The following is a 22,810-nucleotide window of genomic DNA, read 5'->3' on the forward strand; positions in this document are numbered from 1 at the left end:
GTGGATGGCCGGGACAAGCCCGGCCATGACGGTCCATTCCTCATCGAGATCCAACCCTCAAGCAGACCTACTCGCCGCGCTCCCGCGCATCGTAGCGGGCGCGGGCGGCGGCGATCTCGTTCTGGTAGCGCTCGGTCCAGGCGACCAGCGACTGGATGGTCTCGTGCAGTGTCACGCCGAGCGGGGTCAGCGCATAGTCGACCCGCGGCGGCACCACCGGATACACGGTGCGCTGAATGATGCCGTCACGCTCCAGATGGCGCAGCGTCGTGGTCAGCATGCGCTGGCTGACGCCCTTGATGCTGTTGCGCAGTTGCGTGAAGCGCAGCGTGCGCTTGTCGAGCAGCGCAATGACCAGCAGCGACCATTTGTCGGCGATCCGGTCGAGGATCTGCCGCACCTCGCAATCCTCGCGCGTGTCCCATTGCAGCACGCCGTAATCGTCCACGGTGCTTTCGCACGCACTCGGTGAGTTTGAAGTGCCTTCTTCCATGGAAGCGAACCTTGCCTTACGTCAGTCACAGTTACAAGAGGGAACTGACCGGCAAACATGTAACCGGCTCAGCGCCTCCTCTGTTTCATTCCCTCCGAGGAGCCTGACGACATGCCCACTTCTCCGTCTCCATCGAGCGAGGCCGGCCATCTGAGCGGCCGCGCCAAGGGCGCCCTCCTGGTGCTGTGCAGCGCCATCTTCCTTGAGGGCATCGATGTCGCGATGCTCAATGTCGCGCTGCCGGCGATCCGCGCCGAACTCGGCCTTTCCACCACCACGCTCAGTGCCGTGGTCAGCGCCTATGTGCTGGGCTATGCCGGCTTCATGCTGCTCGGCGGGCGCGCCGCCGACCTGTTCGGCCGGCGCCGCATGTTCCTCCTCGCCCTTGCCGTGTTCCTGCTGTTCTCCGGGCTCGGCGGCCTTGCCACCGAGGGCTGGATGCTGCTGGTGGCGCGCTTCTTCACCGGGGTGGCCGCCGCCTTCATGACGCCGGCAGGCCTCTCGCTGATCACCACCAATTTCCCGGAGGGTCCGCAGCGCAACAAGGCGATCCTGATCTATGCCGCCACCGGCTCGGCCGGCTTCTCGCTCGGCCTCGTCGCCGGCGGCTTCCTCGCCGCGATCGACTGGCGCTGGGTGTTCTTCGCGCCGGTGATCCTCTCCGCGATCCTGCTGGTTCTGGCGCCGCGCCTCATCGTCGATGACGGGTCGACCGAGAGCCGCGATACGTTCGACGTGCCCGGCGCGGTCACGCTGACCGGAGCGATGCTGCTCGTCACCTATGGCGTCACCCGATTGGAGCGCCCCAGCGAGGAACTGGGCTGGACGTTAGCGGTGTTCGCGACCAGCGCCATGCTGTGGATGCTGTTCGTGATGATCGAACGCTCGTCCTGTTCGCCTTTGGTCCGCCTCGGCCTGTTGCGCTCGGGTCCGCTGGTGCGGGCCAATCTCACAGCCCTGCTGTTCGCCGGCTCGTTCTTCGGCTTCCAGTTCGTCGTCTCGCTTTATCTGCAGGAGATCATGGGGTGGACACCGATGCAGACCAGCCTTGCCCTGCTCGCCATCGGCGTCGACGTCATGCTGGCGCCGACCGTCACGCCGTGGCTGGTCAACCGCTTCGGCAATAGCCGCGTCATCCTCGGCGGGCTGGTGCTGGCCGCGGCGTCCTACGCGCTGTTCCTGCGGCTCAGCCTCGACTGGACCTATGCGGCGATGTTCCCGAGCATGATCCTGCTCGGCCTCGCCTTCGCGCTGGCCTATGGGCCGCTCACCATCGCCGCTACCGACGGCATCGACGAGAGCGAACAGGGCCTCGCTGGCGGCCTCGTCAACACCGCCTTCCAGTTCGGCGCGGCCCTGGGGCTCTCAGCGGTGAGCGCCATCAGCATCATCAGCCTCGGCGCCGGGCTGCTGCCCGACGAGCGGCTGGAAGCGCTGCGCATCGCCCTCATCGTCCCGGTGGCGGCGACCGCGCTCAGCGTGCTGGTCACCGCGAGCGGCCTGCGCCGCCGCAGCGTCGCGACGGCGCTGCCGGCCGAGTGACCGACGAAACTCCAGCCACCACGAACCGACCATGGGACGTCTCGCTTCCCGTGGTCTCAGGCTTCAGCCAGCGCCGGGACGCCCCGGCGGTTCTGGCGGGCCGGCCGCGCCGTGATGCGATAGACCGCCGCCGGTGGAATGTTGCGGATGGCGCGGCCGAGCAGCGTCGCCTTGAGGCCAAGGCGCTCCAGTATCGCGCGCGGCACCGGGCAGCGCGGACCATAGGTGAACTGATAGAAGGCGCCTCGCGGCTGCATGTAGGAGAAGGCGCCATCGAGGATCGCCATCACCTTGCGCGTGCCCATATTGAGCAGCGGCAGGCCGCTGATGACGGCGCCGACCGGCGCGCCCTCGAACAAATGATGCTGGCTGAGGCGGCCCGCATCCATGCACAGCACCCGCGCCTCGGGATAACGCGCCCGCAACAGCCGGGCGAAATCGGAGCCAAACTCGACCAGCGTCATGTCTTCCTCGCGCACGCCGCGATCGACCAGCGCCTGGGTGAACACGCCGGTCCCCGGCCCCAGTTCGATGACCGGCCCGGTCGCTTCCGTCACGTCGCTGGTGATGAGCTCGGCGAGCGCACGCCCGGACGGCGCCAGCGCGCCGACGCCGCGCGGATCGGCGATCCAGGCGCGCAGGAAGTGGAAGGAATCGGTGTGGGTGTGGCCCATGTGGCGGCGATCCATCGGCAAGCGAAAGAGTGGAGGGTTTCGCCCGCATCGGGGGGCGATATGGAGCGAAACCCTCCTTCATGTCGGGCATCCGGGTTGCGGCAGCATTACGCGGCCGCGCCCGTCAGCCCGGCATGAGACCAGCCTGCGGCATCGGCAGCAGGATACGGAAGCGCGCACCGCCGCCCGGCCCGTCGAGTACGGTGATGGAGCCGCGATGCAGCCGGACGATCTCGCTGACCAGGGTCAGGCCAAGCCCGGCGCCGCGGTCGCGCGGCTGCAGGCGCTGGAACGGCTCGAAGATCTGCCGGCGATGCTCTTCGGGAATGCCCTTGCCCTCATCCACCACTTCCACCACGCCGCTGCGCTCGACGCGGATGGTGATGGCGCCGCGCCGGCCAGCGTGCTCGATGGCGTTCTGCACCAGATTGGTGAGCGCCCGCTCCAGCGACAGCGGATCGCCGGAGACGTTGAGGTACTCGGCATCGGCTTCGAAAGACAATTCGAAGCCGGCCGCGATGGCGAGCGGCGCGAGGTCGGCCGCGACCTGCCGCCCGAGATTGACCAGGTCCACCGGCACGAAGCTTTGCCGGTCCTGGTCGACACGCTGCAGGTCGAGCAATTGCTCGGCGAGATTGGCGAGCCGCGCCGCGTCGGCAACGAGACGGGTCTTCTGCGTGCCGTCCTCCAGGCCTTCGAGGCGGGTGGTCAGTATGGCGATCGGCGTGCGCAGTTCGTGGGCGGCGTCCATGAGGAAACGCTGGCGGCGCTCATAGCCCTCATCGAGGCGACCGAGCGCATCGTTCACCGCATCGACCAGCGGGACCACCTCGGCCGGCACATTCTCCAGCGACAGCCGCGCGCCGCGCTCGCTGATCTCGATCAGTTCGGCCTCGGCGGCGGCGGCGTTCAGCCCCTCCAGCGCCCGCCGCACCACGATCGGGGTCGCGATCAGCGTCGCTACCGCCATCAGCGCCAGCACGGGGAGCATGACGCTGACGGAGATGGCGAGCACAGCCCAGATCACCGACAGGATCGGCACCCGGCCGCCATAGCCGGTCATGATCTGCACGTTTCCCGCGGCGGTCTCGACCTGCTTCATTCGCGCGCCGGAGCGCGGCGGATCGCCGAGCCGCCAGCCGAGCCGAGCCTGGCCGACCTCGCCGAGCGCCTTGCCGACACCGGCGAACTTGGCCGGCACCTCGCCTTCGCTCAGCACATCGCCCTCAGTGTCGCGGACCGTGAACCACAAGGACGGTGTAGCCTCGCGCAGGCGCGCCAGCTCGGGGGTTGCATTGATCACCAGGCCGCCCTGCGCATCGCGCCCCACCGCCGCCGCGAGCGTATCGACGACGTTGTCCTCCGGCTCGAGATTGACGAGGCAGCCGGACGCCCACAGCGCGACCAGCGTCGCCAGCATGAACAAGGTGAGCAGGGCCGCCTGCAAGCCGACGAGCCGTACCACGAGGTGCCAGCGCAGCGAACATTGCGTGCAGGTGCTCATGCGAGCGCCCGCAGCAGATAGCCGACGCCGCGAATGCCGTGGATCTCGATACCGGCGCCGGCCTCGCCGAGCTTGCGGCGCAGCCGCGAGATATGGGCGTCGAGCGCGTTGGACTGGACTTCGTCGTCGAAGCCGTAGACCGCCTCTTCCAGCGCCGCGCGCATCACGGTGCGGCCGGCGCGGCGCAGCAGCGTCTCCAGCACCAGCAGCTCGCGACGCGGCAAATCGAGCCCCGCGCCCTCGACGCTGGCTTCGCGATGTTCGCAGTCGAAGGCGAGCCGGCCGAGGCGCACGACACGGTTCGGCACATTGCCCGGCCGCCGCAGCACGGCGCGCAGGCGGGCCAGCAATTCCTCCACCGCGAACGGCTTGGCGAGATAGTCGTCCGCGCCGGCGTCGAGGCCGGCGACGCGGTCGGCGACTTCGCCGCGGGCGGTCAACAAGATCACCGGGGTATTGCGCACCTCCGCCGTGCGGGCGCGCAGCTGCGCAAGCAGCGAGAGGCCGTCGCCATCGGGCAATTGGCGGTCGAGCAGCACGGCATCATGGACGCGGTCGGCCAAGGCTTCTTCCGCCTGCGCCAGCGTCGGCACATGGTCGAGCACGATGTCGTGCCGGTTCAGCGCCGTGCCGAGGGCGCTCGCCATTTCCGGCTCGTCTTCCACCAGCAATATGCGCAAGGCTGTCTCCGGCCGCGGCTCGAACGAGTTCGCTATTGAACGAACATTGCGGGAGCATTGCGGCCAAGGGTTCCGGCGCCTGAATTCGCTAATCCATGAATTTCGGCAGTTCAGCTGCCAGCGCGTCGACCGCAAGGCGAATGCGCAGCGGCAGATGCGGGGTCTGCAGCCAGAGCGCATGGCTGTCGAAGGCGATATTGGGCGTATCGGCCAGCACGCGGACCAGCGCGCCGGAGGTGACATGGTCGCGGACCAGCCAGCAGGGCAGCCAGGCGAGGCCCATGCTGGCGACGGCGGCATCGGCAATGGCCTCGAGGTCATCGAGCCGCAGCCGGCTCTTCGGGGTGACCGCGATCGGCGCGCCCTCGCCTTGCGGAAACAGCCAGGAGCGCGCCCGGCCGGAGCGGCTATAGATGATCGCTTCGTACGCCTCCAGCTCGGCAATCGTTCGCGGCACGCCGTGCGCGTCGAGATAGGCGGGCGATGCACACACCGCCATGTGCTGACGGGCGACGCGGCGGCTGATCAGCCCGACGCCGTCGCCGGTGGCGCCGTTGCGGATGGCGAGATCGAAACCGTCCTCGATCAAATCGACCGGGCGATCGCTGAAGGAGAGGCTCAGTTCCAGCTCGGGATGCAGCCTCGCCAGCTTGAGCAGCACCGGGACGACGCAGCGCCGGCCGAACAGCACCGGCACGCTGACGCGCAGCGGACCACGCGGCACGCCGAGCAACTCGTCCGCCAGCGCATCGGCGGCATCGGCTTCAGTGAGCACCAGCTTGCAGCGCTCATAATAGACCCGGCCGAACTCGGTGAGGCTCTGGCGCCGCGTCGTGCGGTTGATGAGCCGCGCGCCGAGCCGCTCCTCCAGGGCCCGCACATGCTTGCCGACCATCGGCGCGGAGAGGCCGAACAGGTCGGCGGCGGCGGCGAAGGAGCCGACCTCGGCGACCTTGGCGAATACCGACATGCTGGTGAGGCGGTCCATGATTGAAAACCATTGGTTCCGATAATCGTGCCGAAAGCGCCATTTATCCGGATTTGGCCACGGATCATACATCCGGACGAGCATTCTGCTTTTCAATCTGGAGCCTGGCAATGACCCGTGTGGTTCGCTTCCATGAAATCGGCGGTCCCGAAGTCTTGCGGATCGACAACATCGACGTCCCGCCGCCGGGACCCGGCGAGATTCGCATCCGCGTCCGCGCGCTCGGCCTCAACCGTGCCGAGTCGATGTTCCGGCAAGGCATCTATGTGGTGGCGCCGCAATTCCCCGAGCGGCTCGGCTATGAGGCGGCGGGTATCGTCGAGACGCTGGGAGTCGGCGTCGAAGGCTTCGCACTGGGCGACGTGGTCAGCGTGATCCCGCCGCTGCTGATGCCGCGCTGGCCGGCCTATGGCGAGCTGGCGACCTTCCCGGCCGAGCTTGTCGTCAAGCATCCCTCGTCGCTATCGATGGAGGAGGCGGCGGCCTCGTGGATGCAGTACGTCACCGCCTATGGCGCCCTGGTCGATGTCGCGAGGCTTGCCAAAGGCGAGTTCGTCGTCATTACCGCCGCGTCCAGCAGCGTCGGCCTCGCCGCGATCCAGATCGCCAACAGGATCGGCGCCATCCCGATCGCCACGACGCGCACGCAGGCCAAGCGCCAGGCCATTCTGGACGCCGGCGCGGCGCATGTCGTCGTCACCGACGAAGAGGACCTGGTGGCGCGGGTACGCGATATCACGGCGTCACGCGGCGCCCGGGTGGTGTTCGATCCCATTGCCGGGCCGGTGGTGGAAACTCTCGCCGAAGCCATGGCGGATGGCGGCATCCTGATCGAGTACGGCCTGCTGAGCGGCGAGCCGACGCCATTCCCACTGTTCCAGGCGCTGACCCGGAGCCTCACCGTGCGCGGCTACGTCTATAGCGAGATCGTCAAGGATCCGGCCAAGCTCGCCGCCGCCAAGGCGTTCATCCTCGACGGCCTCGGCTCGGGGGCCTTGAGGCCGATCATCGACCGGACCTTCCCGTTCGACGCCATCGTCGAGGCCCACCGCTATCTCGAATCCAACCAGCAACTGGGCAAGATCGTCGTCACGCTCGATTGAGGGTGCGAAAGCTCCGGCGGCAGGATCACGGCACCAGGATGATCTTGCCGCTGGAGCGGCGCTGCTCCAGCGCGCGATGCGCCTCGGGTGCCTGGTCGAGCCGATAGTCGCCGCCGCGCACCACGCGTAGCGCGCCCGTGACGGCCAGACCGAACAGGTCAGCGAGATCGGCGCGCACATTAATCGGCGTCAGCAGAGGCAGCAAAGCGAAGCCGCGCAACGACTGGTTCCTGGAGAACATCGTCTCGAGATCGCTCGGGGCCAGGTCGAACCGTCCGAGCGCGCCGAACACCAGTTCGCCGCCGGGCGCCAACGCTTCGACGCAGGGTTTGGTCAGCTCGCCGCCGACCAGCTCGAAGGCGAGATCAACGCCCCTGCCGTCGGTCGCCTCGCGCACCCGGCGAGGCCAATCATCCTCGGTGTAATCAACCCCGATATCGGCGCCGAGCGAGCGCGCAAGGTCCAGCTTCGCCGGCGAACCCGCCGCGGCGACCACGAGACCTGCGCCGGCGCGCCTCGCCAATTGCACCAGCAGCGAGCCGACGCCGCCGGCCGCGGCCCCAATCAGCACCGTCTTGTCGGCGACCTCGGCGCTCCGCAGCAAATGGAGCGCGGTCAGCCCCTGCACCAGCAGTGCCGCGGCATCCTCGAACGCCAGCGTATCCGGCAGCGGTACCAGCGCTTTCGCATCCACCGCGACATAGTCGGCGTAGCCGCCCGACCCGCGCCCGAAGGCGAACAGCGGCACCGCGACCCGGGCGCCAGGCGCCGGAAAGTCCGCGCCCTCGCCGACCTCATGGACGACGCCGGCCACCTCGACGCCAGGGATCATCGGCAGTTCCGGCGTCACCGCATAGCGGTCGCGGCGCATCAGTGTCTCGAAGAAATTGACCCCGGCGGCATGGATCCGGACCAGCACCTCACCGCGGCCCGGGACCGGCCTGGGCGTCTCGACGATCTCCAGCACATCGGGATCGCCGAAACGGCTGAATTGGACGGCGCGCATCAGCGACCTCGCTTGACATGACAAGGCCGGCCTTGTGCCAAATATTCCCGGGTCGGAACTACACACTCTTTGGTGCCATACCGACCAGGAGGTAACCATGCACGATGTGATCAAGCGCTTGCCGGCGCTGCCGGTCGAACGCGCACTAGCGGTGATCTCCGGTCGCTGGAAAGCGGTGATCCTCTATCATCTGCTGGACCGGCCGCAGCGGCTGTCCGAGCTGAGGCGGCTGATCCCGGCCATCAGCCAGAAAGTGCTGATCCAGCAATTGCGCGAACTGGAGGAGCACCGGCTGGTGCATCGCGAGGTGTTCCGGCAGGTGCCGCCGCGCGTCGACTATTCGGCGACGCCGCTCGGGCTCAGCCTGGAGCCGGTGCTGCTGGCGCTGTGCGACTGGGGACAACGCCATGCCGCCGAGCTCAATGAGATCGACCGCATCGCCGATTGCGTGGTCCGGCCGCGGGCGGCGGCGTCCTGACGCCTTCGCATTCCCCGGCGACGCGCAACCATTGATCGCCTGGACATGGTATTCCCGCAAATGTTTGCCCCTCTCAGGGAACCGAAATCACCATCACTCCGTTAGGGAAGCGTGCCGACCGGCCTGCGTCGTCGAACGGTCGAGGAAGGTATGTTTCGCTTCCACCAGGGCCCACCCAGGGCTGCCGTCCTCGACGGCGGCATCGGGGCTGGATATGCGCCCGCCCGCGCATGGACGCAGATCACCCGGCCAGCCTGGCTGCTGGTGGTGTTCTCGGTGCTGTTCGGCACGCTCACCGCCATCCTCGTGCCGCCGCTGCGGGGCGCCGACGAGCCGGCGCATTTCCTGCGCGCCTATGGCCTCTCGCGCGGCGAGATCCTCTCCCTCGATGTCGACGAAAGAGGGCGCAAGGGCATCCTGCTTCCCGCCGCCCTGGCGGCCGATTTCACCTATTTCCAGCAGGCCCGCTACAAGATCGGGACGCCGGGCTTCACCTATGGCGATGTGCTGACCGACTTCATGCGGCGGTACTCCGCCCAGCCGGCAACCGGCGCACCGCGCCCACCGGTCTTCGTGCTCTATGAGGGCTCGGAAGGCTACACGCCGGCCGCCTATCTGCCTTACATCGCCGCCGCAGGCCTCGCCCGGCTGGCCGGCCTCGATTTCCTCGGCACGCTCTATCTGATGCGCTTCGCCGGGCTGGCCGCGACAACCGCGCTCGTCGCCTATGCCATAACGCTCGTGCCGGCCCTCGGCTGGGCGTTTCTCTTCGTCGCCATGCTGCCCGCTTCGCTCTATGGCCGCGCGATCGTGAGTGCCGATGGCTGCACGCTCGGCTTCACCATGCTGGTGCTGGCCCTCAGCCTTGCCGGCGCATCACGCGCCATCCCCGTCCACGCCGCCGGCAAGGATGCTGGGCTTTTGCAACGCATGGTCTGGATGACCTTGTGCATCCTCAGCAAGCCGCCGCAGATCGTGTTTGCCTTGCTGGAAGCCATGCGCGTATCGCTTCGCGAGCTGCCGCGCGCCTGGCGCAGCTTTGGCGTCGTAGTGCTGCCCGGCCTCATCCTGTTGCCATTGTGGGTTATCGCCGTATCCGGCGACGCCGGGACATGGCGCATCAGCGACGGCTCGAACCTGCCGGCGGAACAGTTCGATCCGCTATGGAAGCTCGGCCAGATGGCACTCAATCCGCTGCTGTTTCCGCAGATGCTGGCTGCAACGCTCAACCGCGACTGCCTCGCGCTGTGGCCGCAGCTGATCGGCGTGCTCGGCTGGGGCGACACCCCGCTGCAACCTCTCGCCTATCCGCTGCTCGGCGCCGGCCTCGTGGCGAGCTTCGTGGCGCGACTGGAACTCGACCGCGCCACCCGCATGCGCATCGCCGCCATCGGCATACTCACCATCCTGGCCTATGTGGTCAGCGTTTATCTGGTCTTCTTCCTCGCCTGGTCGCCGATCGCGGACGGCTTCATTTACGGCGTTCAGGGTCGATATTTCGTCGTGCTGCTGCCGGTGGCGGCGGCGGTGGTCGCCGCCCTCATCGACCGGACGCCGCCGCCGGCACTGATGATCTGGATCGCAACCGCCGGCTCCATCCTCTCTGCCGCGGCGACGTTCGAGGCCGTAGGCCGCCTCGATTGGGGGTGGTAGCCATGCTTCAGCGCGCCGACCCTCGTCTCTGGCATTGCCCTGCCTGTGCTGAAGCCATGCTCCAGCATTGCCTCTACACCAAGGCCGGCTACGACATCTGGCAATGCGAGGGCTGCGGCCTCGGTCGCACCGACGCCGCCAGCTTCGATCCCGAAACCTATTACACCGAGGACTATTTCTCCGGCCGGCGTGCCGACGGCTATGCCGACTATCTCGCCACCGAACATGTGCTGCGCCGGGAGTTTGCCGGCACGGTGGATTTCATCCGCCGCCATCGCCACGCGGGCCGGCTGCTCGAAATCGGCTGTGCCTATGGCTTCTTCCTCCAGGAAGCGCGCCGGCATTTCGAGGTCGCCGGCATCGAGCTGGCCGAAGACGCCGCCGAGCACTGCCGCCGCAACGGGCTGCGCGTGCTCACCGGCGCCGTCGACGAGGAGAAGCTCGCCAGGCTCGGCCGAATGGATGTCATCGTCCTGCTCGACGTCATCGAGCATCTGCCCGATCCCCATGCGACGCTGTCGCTCTGCGCCCGGCACCTCAGGCCGGGCGGCATCATCGTGGTCACCACCGGCGATTTCGGCTCGCCGCTTGCCCGCCTCACCGGCGCCTCGTGGCGCCTGATGACGCCGCCGCAGCATTTGTGGTTCTTCACCCCCGTGAGCCTGGAGCGGCTGTCGGCACGCTTCGCCATGTATGTCGAGGCGCTCGACCATCCGTGGAAGATCGTGCCGGCCTCGCTGGTGCTGTTCCAGCTCGGCCGCATGTTCAGCCGGCGGGCGGGCGCTCCTGCGGCGAGCGCGATCGGCATCCCCATCAATCTGTTCGACGCCATGCGCGTGGTCCTCAGGAGGGCGCCATGAGCGACCGACTGTCCACCGCGCAGATCGTCCTGCTCGGCCTCTATGCCCTGGGGATGGCGGGCGGGCAGATGCTGTTCAAGCTCGCCGCGCTGCGCACGGCCGGCGCCGGACTGGCCGAGCGCCTGCCGCAGCTGTTGGCGAACGGCTTCTTCCTTGCCGCGCTGGCGCTCTATTTCGCGCTCTCGGTGGTCTGGGTGTGGATCCTCGGCTTCACCCCGCTATCGCGTGCCTATCCGTTCGTGGCGCTGGCCTTCGCCATCACCCCGCTGCTCGGCGCCTTCGCCTTTTCCGAACCGCTCTCGGCCCGCCTGGTCGGCGGCATCGCCATGATCCTGCTCGGGCTCATATTGGTGGGAGGCTAGCGATGCAGCCCCGGTCCAATAGCGGCGTCTGGATCGTGGTCGCCGCCTATAATGAGGCCCGCACCATCGCCGATGTCGTCCGCGAGATCGGGCGGACCGGATACGCGCTGGTGGTGGTCGATGATGGATCGGCGGATGCGACGGCGGAGCTGGCCGCTGCGGCAGGCGCCGATGTGGTGCGCCATCCGTTCAATCTCGGCCAGGGCGCGGCGCTGCAGACGGGCATCGAGTTCGCGCTCGCCCAGGGTGCGCGCTTCGTCGTCACCTTCGATGCCGATGGCCAGCACCGCACCAGCGACATCGCGGCGCTGCTCGACGCGCTGACGCGCAATGATGCCGACTTCGCCCTCGGCAGCCGCGTCCTCGGCGCCACCGTCAACCTGCCGCCGCGCCGCCGGTGGCTGCTGCGGGCGGCGACCTGGTTCACGCGGATGACCACCGGCCTTGCGGTGACGGACGCCCATAATGGCCTGCGCGCCATGACGCGTCGCGGCGCCGGCGCCATCCGGCTGCACCAGAACCGCATGGCCCATGCCTCGGAGATCCTGCACCAGATCGCCGCCAGCGGCCTCATTTATGTCGAGGCGCCGGTGACGGTGGAATACAGCGCCTATTCGCTCGCCAAGGGCCAGCGGACCAGCGACGCACTCACCATCCTCGTCGATCTGTTCGCGCGGAGGCTACGCCGATGATCGCCAAGCTCGTCTTCATCGTGCTGCTGCTCACCGTCGTGCTCTATGCATGGCGGGAATATCGGCACGCGCCGCTGGTCGGATTGCTCTCGATGATGGCGGCACTCGCCGGCCTCTATTTCGTGCTGGTGCCGTCGCATGCCACGTGGCTCGCCGCGCATGTCGGCATCGGCCGCGGCGTCGACCTGGTGATCTATGTCTGGGTAGCGATCAGCCTGATCGTGCTGCTCAATCTCCATCTCAAGATGCGCGCGCAGATGGAGCTGATCACCACATTGGCGCGAGCGGTGGCGTTGCAGAGCGCGACGCGCTCCCGGGATCGGCCCGTTCCTGCCCGCCCGCTGCGGCCTTCGCCCGGCGTTGCCGGCCGACCTGCGGTGGGCAAAGGTGCTTTGGGCCGCAGCCGGCGAGATGCCGGAGCCGGCCATTGACCGGTGCGAACTACCGACAATGGCCGTCGGCGCTCTGTTGAATTAATTAATCTACATTACACATAGACAATTAGCTTAAGCTGTGGCACGCCTTTCCTCCTGACACGAGGGAAGGGTTCATGGCTGAGCTGAAGACCGTCGGCACACCTCCCCGCTCGCACGGAGCGGGGGCCTGACATGTCGCTCGTCCAGACGGATTCAAGTTTCCGCGCGTCCGCCGATGCGCCCGCGGCACCGGCCACGGTACGCCCGAAGCGCCTCGCCGCCATCGAGGCGAAGCTGGCCGGCTGGGTGCTGCCGATCGTGCTGGTCGCGGCGTGGGAGTTGCTGTCGCGCCTCGGCGTCATCGCACCGAACGTGCTGCCGGCGCCCTCCGCCGTCGCGCTCGCCGGCTGGCAGGCGCTGAAATCCGGTGAACTCCTGCGCAACATGGGCGTGAGTACGCTGCGCGCCCTCTCCGGCCTCGCCGTCGGCGGCGCCATCGGCTTTGCGCTCGGCATCGCCAATGGCCTGTGGAGCGTCGCCTACCGCTACACCGACACCACGCTGCAGATGATCCGCAACGTGCCGCATCTGGCGCTGATCCCGCTGGTGATCCTGTGGTTCGGCATCGATGAGGAGGCCAAGCTCTTCCTCGTGGCGCTCGGCGTCTTCTTCCCGATCTATATCAACACGCTGCACGGCGTGCGCACGGTCGATCCGCAGCTCATCGAGATGGGCCGGGTCTATGGCATGTCGCCCTTCACGCTGTTCCGAAAGGTTATCCTGCCCGGCGCGCTGCCCTCGATCTTCGTCGGGCTGCGCTTCGCGCTCGGCATCATGTGGCTGACGCTGATCGTCGCCGAGACCATCGCCGCCGAATCCGGGCTCGGCCACATGGCGATGCAGGCGCGCGAGTTCCTGCTGGTCGACATCGTGGTGCTGGCGATCCTGATCTATGCGCTGCTCGGCAAGCTCGCCGACGTGCTGACCCGCTGGCTGGAGCGGATCTGCCTGCAATGGCACCCCGCCTTCCAGAACAAGGAGGGCGAGCGATGAACATCGCCGTTGCACCGCCAGTCACTCACCACACCGCTGGCTTGGGGCTGTCGTTCGAAAATCTCGGCCGCAGCTTCGGCGCCAAGCGGGTGCTCGAAGGTGTCAATCTCCACATCCCCGCCGGCCAGTTCGTCGCCGTCATCGGCAAGAGCGGCTGCGGCAAGAGCACGCTGCTGCGCCTGCTCGCCGGGCTCGATGAGCCGACCAGCGGCCGCATCGCCTTCAGCGGTGCGCATGACGCCGCCTCGATCCGCATCATGTTCCAGGAGCCGCGTTTGCTGCCCTGGCAGCGCGTGGTCGCCAATGTCGAGGTCGGGCTGCCGCCCTCCGTGACCGGCGACGTACGCCGTGACCGCGCCGGCGCCATCCTTGCCGAGGTCGGGCTCGCCGATCGTGCCGGCGAGTGGCCTTCGGTGCTGTCCGGCGGGCAGAAACAACGCGTCGCTTTGGCCCGCGCGCTCGCCAGCCGGCCGCGCGTGCTGGCGCTCGACGAGCCGCTCGGCGCGCTCGATGCGCTGACCCGCATCGAGATGCAGAGCCTCATCGAGCGCATCTGGCTGGAGCAGGGCTTCACCGCCGTGCTGGTGACGCACGACGTCGCCGAGGCGCTGGCGCTCGCCGACCGGGTGATCCTGATCGATGGCGGGCGCATCGCGCTCGATCTCGACGTGCCGCTGCCGCGCCCGCGCCGCCGCGGCTCGGCGGAGATCGCCCGGCTGGAAGGGCAGATCCTGGAGCGGCTGTTCTCCGCCTGACACCTATCCCACGCTGAAAGGGGCGAACCATCATGACCATCATCACCCGCCGCACCGCGCTCGCCGGCGCCGCGAGCGCCACTTTGGCGAGCCTTGCTCTCGGGCTCGGCACCCGCGGCGCCTTCGCCGCGGACACGCAGGTCCGCGTCGGCTACCAGAAATACGGCACGCTGGTGCTGCTGAAGAGCCGCGGCATCCTGGAGAAGAAACTGGAGCCGCTCGGCATTTCGGTGAAATGGGCGGAGTTCGCCGCCGGCCCGCAAATGCTGGAGGCGCTGAACGCCGGCGCCATCGATATCGGCCAGACCGGCGAGGCGCCGCCGATCTTCGCCCAGGCGGCGAGCGACAACCTGCTCTATCTCGCCAATGAGCCGCCGGCGCCGAAGGGCGAGGCGATCCTGGTGCCGAAGGACAGCCCGATCCAGTCGGTCAAGGAGCTGAAGGGCAAGACGGTCGGCCTCAACAAGGGCTCCAACGTGCACTTCCTGCTGGTGAAGGCGCTGGAGAAGGAAGGCCTCGCCTATTCCGACATCAAGACCGCCTTCCTGCCGCCGGCCGACGCCCGCGCCGCCTTCGAGAAGGGCGCCATCGATGCCTGGGCGATCTGGGATCCGTTCCAGGCGGCGGCCGAAGTCGCCATCAAGGCACGCACCCTCACCACCGCCGAGGGCATCGTGCCGAACTACCAGTTCTATCTCGGCTCGCGGAAATTCGCGGACGCCAATCCCAAGGTGATCGACGCGCTGATCGCCTCGATCGGCGAGACTAATGCCTGGATCCAGAAAGACCCCACTGCCGCGGTCGCCGAACTGGCGCCTTCGACCGGCATTCCGGCGCCGGTGCTCGCCGTCGCTATCGCTCGCCAGAGCTTCGGCGTCGGACCGCTGACCGACAAGGTGATCGCCGACCAGCAGCTGGTCGCCGACACCTTCCAGGGGCTCGGCCTGCTGCCGAAGAAGATCGTCGTCGCCGATGCGGTGCGGCGCAGCGGGCTGTGAGGACCTATTTCGTCATCCCGGAACGGCCGCAGGCCGTATCCGGGATCGCGCAAACGCGCTTTACCTGCGCGCGATCCCGGCTCTCCGCTTCGCTGCGGCCGGGATGACGACATTGGATTCCCACGCCCGCCCCGTGACGGAACGGGACGGCGCACCTATTTGCTGAGACACCTGCCTGCGCGCCCTGAACCTCGAAAGTACGGCAGCACACTGCCGGGGAGCTTGAACATGAACGTGACGAAGACATTGCTCGCGCTCGGCCTCGCCGCGGCGCTCCAGCTCGGCGCTGCGGCCGGCGCCCGCGCCGACGACCTCGCCACCATCAAGGCGGCCGGCGCCATCAAGATCGGCACCGAGGGCACCTACGCGCCCTTCACCTATCATGACGGCTCGAACCAGCTGGTCGGCTTCGACGTCGAGATTGGCCGGGAGATCGCCAAACGCTTAGGCGTGAAGGCCGAGTTCCTCGAAGGCAAATGGGACGGGCTGATCGCCGGCCTCGATTCCCGCCGCTACGACGCCGTAATCAACCAGGTCGGCATCACCGACGCGCGCAAGGCAAAGTACGATTTTTCCCAGCCCTATATCGCCTCCAAGGCGGTGCTGATCGTGCGCGACGACGATAGCGCGATCAAAGGCTTCGCGGACCTGAAGGGCAAGAAGGCGGCGCAGTCGCTGACCAGCAATTTCGGCAAGCTGGCCGAAGCGAGCGGCGCCACCCTGGTCGGCACCGACGGCTTCGACCAGTCGATCCAGCTGGTACTGACCGGGCGCGCCGACGCCACCATCAATGACAGCCTGTCCTTCCTCGACTTCAAGAAGCACAAGCCGGACGCCAAGGTACGCATCGTCGCCACGCAGAAGGACGCCGACTATTCCGGCGTGATCGTGCGCAAGGGCAATCCCGAGCTGGTAGCGGCGATCAACCAGGCACTCGACGCCATCAAATCCGACGGCACCTACGCCAAAATCTCCGAAAAGTATTTCGGCGCCGACGTCTCGAATTGATCTCAGGCGTCCATTCATGATCCTTGCGGGATCGGCCGGACTTCCGGCCGGTCCCGTTTGCTTTTCAGGGAAGGCTGGCCGTGCCCCACTGGCTCCAACTGATGGTGGATTCGCTGGTCCCGCTGCTGTGGGCCGGCCTCATCTTCACCGTTCCGCTGACCTTGCTGTCCTTCACGTTCGGACTGGCGCTCGGCTTCCTCACCGCGCTCGTGCGGCTGTTCGGCGCGAGGCCGCTGGTGGCGATCGCGCGCTTCTATGTATGGATCATCCGCGGCACGCCGCTGCTGGTGCAGCTGTTCGTGATCTTCTACGGCCTGCCGAGCGTCGGCATCCTGCTCGATGCGTTTCCGGCGGCCCTGATCGGCTTCACCCTCAATGTCGGCGCCTACACTTCGGAGATATTGCGGGCGGTGATCGGCTCGATCCCGAAGGGGCAGTGGGAGGCGAGCTATTCGATCGGCATGACCTGGTCGCAGGCGCTGCGCCGCACCGTGCTGCCGCAGGCGGCGCGCGTCGCGGTGCCGCCCTTGTCGAACACCTTCATCTCGCTGGTGAAGGACACCTCGCTCGCCGCCGCGGTGACGGTGCCGGAGCTGTTCCAGGCGGCACAGCGCATCGTCGCCACCACCTATGAGCCGCTGATCATCTATATCGAGGCGGCGCTGATCTATCTGGCGCTGAGCTCGGTGCTCTCCGCCTTGCAGGTCCGGCTCGAGCGCTACCTCTCCCGCTCCGGCGGCTATCTGGAGCCGGCGACATGATCCGCCTCACCGACATCGTGAAACGCTTCGAGCCGCTCGTCGTGCTCAACGGGGTGAGCGTGAGCGTCCGCGAGGGCTCGGTCACCGCGCTGATCGGCCCTTCCGGCTCCGGCAAGAGCACGCTGCTGCGCTGCGTGAACCTGCTGGAGATCCCGCAATCCGGCACGCTGGTCATCGGCGAGGATGAGGTGCGCTTCACCGGGCAGCACATCCCGCGCGAGGTGATCCTCAGGATGCGGCGGCAGACCGGCATGGTGTTCCAGAACTTCCAGCTGTTCCCGCACCGCACCGCGCTCGGCAATGTCATGGAGAGCCTCGTCACCGTGCTGCGCTGGCCGGAGGCTAAAGCGCGGACGCGCGCGATGGAGCTGCTCGACAAGGTGGGGCTGGCGCACAAGGCGGAAGCGTGGCCGTCGCAGCTCTCCGGCGGCCAGCAGCAGCGCGTCGCCATCGCCCGCGCGCTCGCCTCCTCGCCGCGCGTGCTGCTGTGCGACGAGCCGACCTCCGCGCTCGACCCGGAACTGGCCGAAGAGGTGGTGGAGGTGCTGGCTCAGTTGGCCCGGGAAGGCACCACGATGCTGATCGCCACCCATGATCTGCGCCTCGCCGCCAGCGTTGCGCAGGAGGCGGTGCTGCTGGATGCCGGCGAGATCGTCGAGGCCGGCCCGTCCCGGGAGCTGTTCACCAATCCGACGCAGGCGCGGACCAAGCGTTTCATCGCGACGCTGACCAACAGCCTGGAGACGGACGGCTCGGCAATTTGACGCCGAGCCGGTACCGGGGCACTTGACGGCAAGGAACAAAGAAGGAACAATCCTGCCTTGTGGGGCGCGCGAAGTTCACCCTGGCGACACGCCAGGATGGACGATCGGTCGCGGTATTTCTCCTCGAAATTCGAACAGCCCGACTCGACTTGCGGTTGACGGTACGCGAGCATTCGGTCGGGGTTGGGGATTGAAGATGAGCATCGTGGCAATAAAGATCGCGCATGCATCAAGTGCGTGATGGGCGTTGAAATAACGAGGGATTTTCGCGCCCGACCGGCACAATTTCTGGAACGCCCGGTCATTTCCGGCCGAAGCCCTTGAGAAGTTACAGCAATGACGCTTACGGGGGCAGATCGAGCTTCGGCTTGAAGACACAAACTTTCAAGAGGCCTGAATCATGTTGGCTATCATTGCCCTGATAGGGGCCCTATCCCTACCGGTCTGCTTGCATTTGGTCTTGAGCAAGTGGTTAAATCGGTATCTGAGTTTCATTATTGCAAACATAATTTCAATTTTTTTGATATTTTCGGCCGCGGATATCACTATCTTATACAGTTTTGTTTCCGTTGAATCTTCTCAACATGACTGGGACACAGTAAAACACCTTCTCCCGATGCAAGTTCTTATGCTCTTTGTCGGGCTGTTCTGGATCTGGATCGACTCATCGAGGTCGGCCCGTCGGGTAGTATTTCCCGCCCATGGTGATTCGGTTGCGCTGGGATCGGACCGGATCGAACCGTCATTCGGAAAGCCGGCTCATGTCGCGGCGAACAATGGCCATCCGGAGCGAAATCCGGCCGACGCAATCTATGATGATTTGCCCCCGGATGACGTCGATCGAAACTTTCTGCTGCGCTATTGGCGTGGGAAACTCTCGCTAGCCTTCAGCTTCTGGACCGTCGGAGTTCTTGTTTCCCTCCTGGCCGCTCTGGTCACGGTCGCCCTGAGCGTGCTGCTGGACGTCTCGGGCGAATATAAACCCAGAACGATCTTCTGCTTCTACGCGTTGACCTGGACCTCCGTCACGCTGCTGACAATCTGGAAGGTGGTCGGCCTCTGGCGCTCGGCCGGCCGCTATATGTCCGAACGCCGGAAGCAGGACAGAAGCGGCTTCTGGGGCGGCGTGGTCAAGGTGATCGTCGCTTTCTCGGTGCTCGGCACCATTGCCGATATCGGCAGGAATGCCATTCCCCAGATGGGGGAAGTCTATCGCATGGCCTTCCTCGGCGATCCGGATCTTCCCGACTACTCGCTGCGCATCATGCGCAACGGCACCGAGATCGAGATTGTCGGCGGCTTCAAATATGGCTTGAGCGCCGATCTTGACCGTCTGCTCAAGGCGGCGCCGCAGGTCGCCGTCGTCCATCTCGACAGCACAGGCGGGCGCATCGCCGAAGCGATGCAGGTGCATGACATCATCCAGCAGCGAAGACTGGTGACTTACGTCGCCAATCAGTGCCTGTCTGCCTGCACCATCGCCTTTGCCGGCGGCAGGGAGCGGTGGCTGGGCGATGCCGGCAGGCTCGGCTTCCACGCCCCGGCCTTTTCGGGAATGACCTCTGCGGATCTGGCGTCGACCGTCAACGACCAGAAGGTTTTGTTCGTGCGTGATGGTTTCGATCCTTATTTCGTCGCCCGTGCCCTGTCGACGCCTTCGACCTCCATGCTGATACCGACCAACCAGGAACTGCTCGCCGCGCGTGTTGTCACAAATATCGCCTCGCCCGAGAAGTTCGCGATCTCAGGACTGGCAGCGCCGTTCACCGAGGCGATGGCGAGCGATGTCGTGAAAGAGATCGCCCCGCCGGTAGCTGCTATTGGCGATCGGGATCCGGACACGGCGAAGGCAATCGTGCAGAAATTTCACCAGATGTACCTCGACGGCAACTCGACAAGTGAGGCCATCGCGGCAATCCGCGAGCGACTTGACGCGGAAATCGGGAAATACCGCCCCCTTGCCGATGACGAAACCATCCTGCTGATCGCGCGGCTGTATGCCGACGAATATCGCCATCTGTCCAAGCTGAACAAGCAGGTATGCTTCAGATATGCTTCCGCTCAGGAAAGAGATATCTCGGAATATTTGACACCTGAGCTGAATAAACGGTGGCTCGACCTCCAGGCACGGATCATTAATACTGCCGCGCAGCGGCCACCGGCGCCACAGGACATGGTTGATGCAGGCTGGAGCGACCTGTTCAAGATTCTAGAGGCAGGCCCGCAGAAGAAGAACCTCATCTTTTTCGGCACGGTGCCTCGCGCGGACCAGTATGCCGATTATTGCGACCTGTACACCGCCGTGTATCAGGCAGTCCTGCAATTGCCGCGCGACAAGATGATAGCACTCGTCCGCATCCTCCTGGCCTACAGGGTGTAATCTGCACAAACCCGCTTTGTGCTTGGGCCTCCACCTTGGCGAAGTCGGGAACACGCACGGATGACCAGAGCGTGTCCCGGCATCTACTGGTGGCTGGACATGTCCGCAAGTTTGTCGCGTCGCGTACAGTGCGGCAGGCTCGGCGTCGATGATGCGGCCCGGAGCCGAGATCCGCAACGCATGGAAAAGCTTGTTCGAGACTTCATGCGCGCCCAAAAGTCACGTCTCGCCTTTACCGCTGCGCCGAGATGAACTGGCGGAAGCGCTCGGAGCGCGGATTGCCGAACACCTCGGCCGGCGTGCCATCCTCTTCCACGCCGCCCTTGTGCAGGAACAGCACGCGGCAGGAGACATCGCGGGCGAATGCCATCTCGTGGGTGACGACCAGCATGGTGCGGCCCTCCTCGGCCAGCGCGCGCATCACCCGCAGCACCTCGCCGACCAGTTCGGGGTCGAGCGCAGAAGTCGGCTCGTCGAACAGCATCACTTTCGGGCGCATGGCGAGCGCGCGGGCGATCGCCGCACGCTGCTGCTGGCCGCCGGACAGATGCGCCGGATAATGATGGCGCCGCTCGGCGATGCCGACCTTGGCCAGCAATTGCTCGGCCTCGGCAATGCACTCGGCGCGCGGGCGCTTCAATACATGCACCGGCGCCTCGATGACGTTCTCCAGAATGGTCATGTGGGTCCACAGATTGAAGCTCTGGAACACCATGCTCATCGAGCGGCGCAACCGGTCGACCTGCCGATGGTCGGGCCGGTTGACGCGGCCGTGCCTGTCCCTGTGGAAACGCAGCGTCTCCCCGCCGACGCTGATACTGCCCGAATCCGGCACTTCGAGCAGATTGAGACAGCGCAGCATGGTCGACTTGCCGGAGCCGGACGAGCCGAGGATGGAGACCACGTCCCCCTGCTGCGCGGTGAGCGAAACGCCTTTCAGCACCTCCAGGCTGCCGAAGCTCTTGTGCAGATCCTCGACGATGATGGCCGGCTCCATTGCGGTGCTTCCCGTGGCGGTGTTGAGGACTTCGCTCACGATGCGGCTCCTTGCGGCGCGCTCAGGGCCACGGTGCCGGGAGCGGGTCGCAAATGCGCGGAAAGCCGCCATTCCAGCAGCCCCAGCAGGCGCGTGATGATGAAGTTCAGCGTCAGATAGATCGCGCCCGCGCAGATGAACACCTCCATCGCCCTATAGGTCTGGGAGATGATCTGCTGGGCGATGCCAGTGACCTCCAGCAGGGTGACGATGGAGGCGAGCGAAGTACCCTTCACCATCAGGATGATCTCATTGCCGTAGCTCGGCAGTGCCTGGCGCAGCGCGATCGGGAACACCACCCGCCGATAGACCAGGAAGCGCGACATCCCGCACGCCCGCGCCGCCTCGATCTGCCCATAGGGCACCGATTGCAGGCCGCCGCGGATGATCTCCGCGCCATAGGCCGCGGTGTTGAGCGTCAGCGCGAGGATGGCGCACCAATAGGGCTCACGAAAGAAGCCCCACAGCCCCATGGCCTGCAAGGATGGCCGGAACTGACCGAGGCCGTAATAGATGAGGAAGATCTGCACCAGCAGCGGCGTGCCGCGGAACACCGTGACATAGGCCTTGATCGGCCAGGTCACGGCGGAATTCCCGGTCTGCAGCGCAAGTGCCAGCGTCACCGCAAGCACCAGCCCGGCGGCCACCGATATGCCGGCAAGCTGGAGTGTCAGCGGCACGCCGCCCAGCAGCCGCACGAACACTTCAGAGAAGAAGGCGAGATCCATCACGCCCTCCTCACGCCGCGCATGCTGCGCCGTTCCGCACGCTGGAACAGCGCGCCGCTGACAAGCGCGATGATGAGATAGAGCGCCGCGGCGCTGATATAGAAGACGAAGGGCTGGCGGGTGGAGCCGGCGCCGACCTGGGCTTGGCGCATCAGCTCGACCAGGCCGATCACCGAGATCAGCGCGGAATCCTTCAGCACGAGCTGCCAGACATTGCCGAGCCCGGGAATGGCATAGCGCAGCACCTGCGGCGCCACGATCCGGCGCAGCATCAAGAGGCCCGACATGCCGTAGGCCCGCGCCGCATCGAGCTCGCCGCGATGGATGGCGAGGAAGGCGCCGCGATAGACCTCCGCCTGATAGGCGCCGGAGATGACGCCGATCGCCAGCACGCCGGTCGCAAATGTCGGCAGGCCGATGAAGCCCTGCGCGCCGAACGTCTGCCCTATCGAGGTGAGCACGACGCTGCCGCCGAAATAGAGCAGGTAGATGGTGAGCAGGTCCGGCACGCCGCGAAACAGCGTGCAGTAGGCGTCAGACAGGCCACGGGCGACCAGGCTGCCGCTCAGCCGCCCGAAGGCCGCGAGGGCACCGAACACGGCGCCGAGCGCGAAGCCGGCAACGGAGAGCGCGAGCGTGACCAATGCTGCCTTGAGCAGCGCGCCGCCCCAGCCGCCCGGCCCGACGCCGAGCAGCGCAATGATCTCCGGAAAACCCATGACAACCTCCGGCGACAGCTCCGGCCCACTAGAGCATGTTCCACAAAAGTTGGAAGTCTTTTGCGATGGGAACATGCTCCAGTTCGTTGAATCCAGAGCACTATCTTGTCGCCCGGATGATTCCAGCCGAGCGGATAGGGCTCCAGGCGCCGGAGCC

General features: G+C 66.4%; 24 protein-coding genes. 15 read left to right on the forward strand and 9 right to left on the reverse strand.

Going from position 1 to position 22,810, the window contains the following annotated elements:
• Positions 1 to 67: 67 nt before the first annotated feature.
• Entirely contained in the window at positions 68 to 493 is a 426-nt protein-coding gene (locus tag G3545_RS15860; protein ID WP_170014228.1) for a helix-turn-helix domain-containing protein, read from the reverse strand.
• A 111-nt stretch (positions 494 to 604) separates the two neighbouring features.
• On the opposite strand from G3545_RS15860, the gene G3545_RS15865 reads away from it, so the two are divergent.
• Positions 605 to 2,035 (forward strand): MFS transporter, encoded by a 1,431-nt coding sequence (locus G3545_RS15865; protein WP_170014230.1) that lies wholly within the window; start codon positions 605 to 607, stop codon positions 2,033 to 2,035.
• A gap of 56 nt (positions 2,036 to 2,091) precedes the next feature.
• Here G3545_RS15865 and G3545_RS15870 read toward each other — a convergent pair whose 3' ends face one another.
• The 4 genes from G3545_RS15870 to G3545_RS15885 form a co-directional block, all read right to left on the reverse strand.
• The gene (locus tag G3545_RS15870; RefSeq protein ID WP_170014232.1) at positions 2,092 to 2,709 is read right to left on the reverse strand and encodes an SAM-dependent methyltransferase; all 618 of its coding nucleotides are present in this window, start codon (positions 2,707 to 2,709) and stop codon (positions 2,092 to 2,094) included.
• A 124-nt stretch (positions 2,710 to 2,833) separates the two neighbouring features.
• Positions 2,834 to 4,213 carry a HAMP domain-containing sensor histidine kinase gene (locus tag G3545_RS15875; RefSeq protein ID WP_170014234.1) on the reverse strand — a complete coding sequence of 460 codons (1,380 nt, stop codon included), beginning with the start codon at positions 4,211 to 4,213 and terminating at the stop codon, positions 2,834 to 2,836.
• Positions 4,210 to 4,893 (reverse strand): response regulator transcription factor, encoded by a 684-nt coding sequence (locus tag G3545_RS15880; protein ID WP_170014236.1) that lies wholly within the window; start codon positions 4,891 to 4,893, stop codon positions 4,210 to 4,212. Before G3545_RS15880 ends, G3545_RS15875 begins: the two co-directional genes overlap by 4 nt.
• 88 nt (positions 4,894 to 4,981) lie before the next feature.
• Positions 4,982 to 5,881, reverse strand: a complete 900-nt coding sequence (locus G3545_RS15885) for a LysR family transcriptional regulator (protein WP_170014238.1) — start codon at positions 5,879 to 5,881, stop codon at positions 4,982 to 4,984.
• 110 nt (positions 5,882 to 5,991) lie between these two features.
• Here G3545_RS15885 and G3545_RS15890 point away from each other — a divergent pair, with 110 nt between their 5' ends.
• Positions 5,992 to 6,984: a zinc-dependent alcohol dehydrogenase family protein gene (locus G3545_RS15890; RefSeq protein ID WP_170014240.1), complete on the forward strand. Its 993-nt coding sequence runs from the start codon at positions 5,992 to 5,994 to the stop codon at positions 6,982 to 6,984.
• Between the two features lie 25 nt (positions 6,985 to 7,009).
• Here G3545_RS15890 and G3545_RS15895 read toward each other — a convergent pair whose 3' ends face one another.
• Complete coding sequence (locus tag G3545_RS15895; RefSeq protein WP_170014242.1) at positions 7,010 to 7,990, reverse strand: zinc-binding alcohol dehydrogenase family protein; 981 nt, start codon at positions 7,988 to 7,990, stop codon at positions 7,010 to 7,012.
• Between the two features lie 97 nt (positions 7,991 to 8,087).
• Between G3545_RS15895 and G3545_RS15900 the strand changes: the two genes are divergently transcribed.
• The 13 genes from G3545_RS15900 to G3545_RS15960 all read left to right on the forward strand — a co-directional run bounded on the left by G3545_RS15900 (position 8,088) and on the right by G3545_RS15960 (position 20,170).
• The gene (locus G3545_RS15900; protein ID WP_170014244.1) at positions 8,088 to 8,468 is read left to right on the forward strand and encodes a helix-turn-helix domain-containing protein; all 381 of its coding nucleotides are present in this window, start codon (positions 8,088 to 8,090) and stop codon (positions 8,466 to 8,468) included.
• Positions 8,469 to 8,618: 150 nt separating this feature from the next.
• Positions 8,619 to 10,121 (forward strand): DUF2142 domain-containing protein, encoded by a 1,503-nt coding sequence (locus G3545_RS15905; protein WP_170014246.1) that lies wholly within the window; start codon positions 8,619 to 8,621, stop codon positions 10,119 to 10,121.
• 56 nt (positions 10,122 to 10,177) lie between these two features.
• Complete coding sequence (locus G3545_RS15910; RefSeq protein ID WP_170014248.1) at positions 10,178 to 10,981, forward strand: class I SAM-dependent methyltransferase; 804 nt, start codon at positions 10,178 to 10,180, stop codon at positions 10,979 to 10,981.
• The gene (locus G3545_RS15915; protein WP_170014250.1) at positions 10,978 to 11,343 is read left to right on the forward strand and encodes a hypothetical protein; all 366 of its coding nucleotides are present in this window, start codon (positions 10,978 to 10,980) and stop codon (positions 11,341 to 11,343) included. Before G3545_RS15910 ends, G3545_RS15915 begins: the two co-directional genes overlap by 4 nt.
• A gap of 2 nt (positions 11,344 to 11,345) precedes the next feature.
• Positions 11,346 to 12,035, forward strand: coding sequence for a glycosyltransferase family 2 protein (locus tag G3545_RS15920; RefSeq protein ID WP_170014252.1), 690 nt, complete (start codon positions 11,346 to 11,348; stop codon positions 12,033 to 12,035).
• Positions 12,032 to 12,466: a DUF2304 domain-containing protein gene (locus tag G3545_RS15925; protein WP_170014254.1), complete on the forward strand. Its 435-nt coding sequence runs from the start codon at positions 12,032 to 12,034 to the stop codon at positions 12,464 to 12,466. Before G3545_RS15920 ends, G3545_RS15925 begins: the two co-directional genes overlap by 4 nt.
• 177 nt (positions 12,467 to 12,643) lie before the next feature.
• Entirely contained in the window at positions 12,644 to 13,504 is an 861-nt protein-coding gene (locus G3545_RS15930; protein ID WP_170014256.1) for an ABC transporter permease subunit, read from the forward strand.
• Complete coding sequence (locus tag G3545_RS15935) at positions 13,501 to 14,259, forward strand: ATP-binding cassette domain-containing protein (protein ID WP_246702429.1); 759 nt, start codon at positions 13,501 to 13,503, stop codon at positions 14,257 to 14,259. The genes G3545_RS15930 and G3545_RS15935 overlap by 4 nt, the downstream gene beginning before the upstream one ends.
• A gap of 32 nt (positions 14,260 to 14,291) precedes the next feature.
• Complete coding sequence (locus G3545_RS15940) at positions 14,292 to 15,257, forward strand: sulfonate ABC transporter substrate-binding protein (protein WP_170014260.1); 966 nt, start codon at positions 14,292 to 14,294, stop codon at positions 15,255 to 15,257.
• Positions 15,258 to 15,485: 228 nt separating this feature from the next.
• Positions 15,486 to 16,265 (forward strand): amino acid ABC transporter substrate-binding protein, encoded by a 780-nt coding sequence (locus tag G3545_RS15945; protein ID WP_170014262.1) that lies wholly within the window; start codon positions 15,486 to 15,488, stop codon positions 16,263 to 16,265.
• Positions 16,266 to 16,345: 80 nt separating this feature from the next.
• Positions 16,346 to 17,026, forward strand: coding sequence for an ABC transporter permease subunit (locus G3545_RS15950; RefSeq protein ID WP_170014264.1), 681 nt, complete (start codon positions 16,346 to 16,348; stop codon positions 17,024 to 17,026).
• On the forward strand, positions 17,023 to 17,790 hold the full coding sequence (locus tag G3545_RS15955; RefSeq protein ID WP_170014266.1) for an amino acid ABC transporter ATP-binding protein: 768 nt from the start codon (positions 17,023 to 17,025) through the stop codon (positions 17,788 to 17,790). The genes G3545_RS15950 and G3545_RS15955 overlap by 4 nt, the downstream gene beginning before the upstream one ends.
• Positions 17,791 to 18,418: 628 nt before the next feature.
• A complete protein-coding gene (locus G3545_RS15960) occupies positions 18,419 to 20,170 on the forward strand; it encodes a hypothetical protein (protein WP_170014268.1) in 1,752 nt (583 codons plus the stop codon).
• Positions 20,171 to 20,402: 232 nt separating this feature from the next.
• On the opposite strand, the gene G3545_RS15965 is transcribed toward G3545_RS15960, so the two are convergent.
• From G3545_RS15965 to G3545_RS15975, 3 genes are read right to left on the reverse strand one after another with little or no spacing between them, the layout of a single operon-like run.
• Positions 20,403 to 21,167 (reverse strand): ATP-binding cassette domain-containing protein, encoded by a 765-nt coding sequence (locus G3545_RS15965; RefSeq protein WP_170018109.1) that lies wholly within the window; start codon positions 21,165 to 21,167, stop codon positions 20,403 to 20,405.
• A gap of 35 nt (positions 21,168 to 21,202) precedes the next feature.
• Positions 21,203 to 21,934, reverse strand: coding sequence for an ABC transporter permease (locus G3545_RS15970; protein WP_170014270.1), 732 nt, complete (start codon positions 21,932 to 21,934; stop codon positions 21,203 to 21,205).
• Positions 21,934 to 22,653 (reverse strand): ABC transporter permease subunit, encoded by a 720-nt coding sequence (locus G3545_RS15975; protein ID WP_170014272.1) that lies wholly within the window; start codon positions 22,651 to 22,653, stop codon positions 21,934 to 21,936. Before G3545_RS15975 ends, G3545_RS15970 begins: the two co-directional genes overlap by 1 nt.
• Between the last annotated feature and the right edge of the window lie 157 nt (positions 22,654 to 22,810).

The sequence above is a fragment of the Starkeya sp. ORNL1 genome (genome assembly GCF_012971745.1).
In the GTDB taxonomy this organism is placed as follows: Bacteria; Pseudomonadota; Alphaproteobacteria; order Rhizobiales; family Xanthobacteraceae; genus Ancylobacter.

What these genes read in the sequence shown, in the direction of transcription:
- G3545_RS15860 (WP_170014228.1), bottom strand. Translation starts at nt 493, where the DNA reads ATGGAAGAAGGCACTTCAAACTCACCGAGTGCGTGCGAAAGCACCGTG.
- G3545_RS15865 (WP_170014230.1), top strand. Translation starts at nt 605, where the DNA reads ATGCCCACTTCTCCGTCTCCATCGAGCGAGGCCGGCCATCTGAGCGGC.
- G3545_RS15870 (WP_170014232.1), bottom strand. Translation starts at nt 2,709, where the DNA reads ATGGGCCACACCCACACCGATTCCTTCCACTTCCTGCGCGCCTGGATC.
- G3545_RS15875 (WP_170014234.1), bottom strand. Translation starts at nt 4,213, where the DNA reads ATGAGCACCTGCACGCAATGTTCGCTGCGCTGGCACCTCGTGGTACGG.
- G3545_RS15885 (WP_170014238.1), bottom strand. Translation starts at nt 5,881, where the DNA reads ATGGACCGCCTCACCAGCATGTCGGTATTCGCCAAGGTCGCCGAGGTC.
- G3545_RS15890 (WP_170014240.1), top strand. Translation starts at nt 5,992, where the DNA reads ATGACCCGTGTGGTTCGCTTCCATGAAATCGGCGGTCCCGAAGTCTTG.
- G3545_RS15895 (WP_170014242.1), bottom strand. Translation starts at nt 7,990, where the DNA reads ATGCGCGCCGTCCAATTCAGCCGTTTCGGCGATCCCGATGTGCTGGAG.
- G3545_RS15900 (WP_170014244.1), top strand. Translation starts at nt 8,088, where the DNA reads ATGCACGATGTGATCAAGCGCTTGCCGGCGCTGCCGGTCGAACGCGCA.
- G3545_RS15905 (WP_170014246.1), top strand. Translation starts at nt 8,619, where the DNA reads ATGTTTCGCTTCCACCAGGGCCCACCCAGGGCTGCCGTCCTCGACGGC.
- G3545_RS15910 (WP_170014248.1), top strand. Translation starts at nt 10,178, where the DNA reads ATGCTCCAGCATTGCCTCTACACCAAGGCCGGCTACGACATCTGGCAA.
- G3545_RS15915 (WP_170014250.1), top strand. Translation starts at nt 10,978, where the DNA reads ATGAGCGACCGACTGTCCACCGCGCAGATCGTCCTGCTCGGCCTCTAT.
- G3545_RS15920 (WP_170014252.1), top strand. Translation starts at nt 11,346, where the DNA reads ATGCAGCCCCGGTCCAATAGCGGCGTCTGGATCGTGGTCGCCGCCTAT.
- G3545_RS15925 (WP_170014254.1), top strand. Translation starts at nt 12,032, where the DNA reads ATGATCGCCAAGCTCGTCTTCATCGTGCTGCTGCTCACCGTCGTGCTC.
- G3545_RS15930 (WP_170014256.1), top strand. Translation starts at nt 12,644, where the DNA reads ATGTCGCTCGTCCAGACGGATTCAAGTTTCCGCGCGTCCGCCGATGCG.
- G3545_RS15935 (WP_246702429.1), top strand. Translation starts at nt 13,501, where the DNA reads ATGAACATCGCCGTTGCACCGCCAGTCACTCACCACACCGCTGGCTTG.
- G3545_RS15940 (WP_170014260.1), top strand. Translation starts at nt 14,292, where the DNA reads ATGACCATCATCACCCGCCGCACCGCGCTCGCCGGCGCCGCGAGCGCC.
- G3545_RS15945 (WP_170014262.1), top strand. Translation starts at nt 15,486, where the DNA reads ATGAACGTGACGAAGACATTGCTCGCGCTCGGCCTCGCCGCGGCGCTC.
- G3545_RS15955 (WP_170014266.1), top strand. Translation starts at nt 17,023, where the DNA reads ATGATCCGCCTCACCGACATCGTGAAACGCTTCGAGCCGCTCGTCGTG.
- G3545_RS15960 (WP_170014268.1), top strand. Translation starts at nt 18,419, where the DNA reads ATGCTCTTTGTCGGGCTGTTCTGGATCTGGATCGACTCATCGAGGTCG.
- G3545_RS15965 (WP_170018109.1), bottom strand. Translation starts at nt 21,167, where the DNA reads ATGGAGCCGGCCATCATCGTCGAGGATCTGCACAAGAGCTTCGGCAGC.
- G3545_RS15970 (WP_170014270.1), bottom strand. Translation starts at nt 21,934, where the DNA reads ATGGATCTCGCCTTCTTCTCTGAAGTGTTCGTGCGGCTGCTGGGCGGC.
- G3545_RS15975 (WP_170014272.1), bottom strand. Translation starts at nt 22,653, where the DNA reads ATGGGTTTTCCGGAGATCATTGCGCTGCTCGGCGTCGGGCCGGGCGGC.